We start from the raw sequence: 826 nt of genomic DNA, 5'->3' as shown, positions 1-826 counted from the left end.
GCTAGCTTTAAACCGGGGACATTTCAGGGGAGCAGGTCACAACTTCAACACTCATCACATTGGCACATTACGATGCAGTCGGGAGGCGGCGTCCACGCTATCAACAAGGCCAACATGCACTGTCAATGATGAAAGTACTATCCAAATTGATAGCCCCCCCAAAAAAAGGATAGATGTTCGCCAGTATGAGTATATGACACTATTCCGAATGATTGATGAATGTACGACAGCTCTATCATGGCAATGGCGCTCTCCAAATTATGGTTAATATACATCAAATTAGGATTCGGAAATGCGCGACTTCAATAGAATCAAGGACACTAAACCAGAAGCGTCAAATCGATACATAACGCGAGAAAAAGATAGCTCCCTCTCCAGTACAATCTCAAACGTACTGGCAGAATCCATGCCATACTTAAGAGGTGGAGTAAAAGATTGGTTCGCTGCTTCCGATCGAAAGGCGTTATTCATTGGTCTTCCTCTCAGACCACAAGATACGACCAACCATTTCGTTGAAGGTGTTTGGTGGACTGTAAAGTCGTTTCAAGTTGTCGATCAAGCAATCGACGCGATCTGGAATGAGGAATTTTATTGTGTCTTCGTTTCTATTCGAGACGTTGATGAATTTGCGCCAGCAGTGGCCTCTCGGATAAAAGGTATGAAAAACAGCGTTATGCCTAAAATTGTGGCTTTCGACAGTTATGTTCCCAAATACCTGAACGAAAACTTGATCCGCTCTGGAGTAGACAAAGTTGTCATTAGTCACCGCCTCCAAAGGCAGGATGCAAATCATTAAGAACCACTTAGGGTCAGGACCCATTGATTT

General features: G+C 43.8%; 1 protein-coding gene. It reads left to right on the top strand.

All coding sequences use genetic code 11. The features are described from left to right. The first annotated feature begins 292 nt into the window (after positions 1 to 292). Complete coding sequence (locus FGE21_RS19890) at positions 293 to 796, top strand: hypothetical protein (protein ID WP_139665130.1); 504 nt, start codon at positions 293 to 295, stop codon at positions 794 to 796. The last annotated feature ends 30 nt before the right edge of the window (positions 797 to 826 follow it).

This window comes from Phaeobacter sp. B1627, from assembly GCF_006265095.1.
GTDB lineage: Bacteria > Pseudomonadota > Alphaproteobacteria > Rhodobacterales > Rhodobacteraceae > Epibacterium.
This window is presented reverse-complemented; position numbering and strand designations above follow the sequence as displayed.

Excerpts from the sequence above, each read along its gene's own strand:
- FGE21_RS19890 (WP_139665130.1), top strand. The coding sequence starts at position 293 with ATGCGCGACTTCAATAGAATCAAGGACACTAAACCAGAAGCGTCAAAT.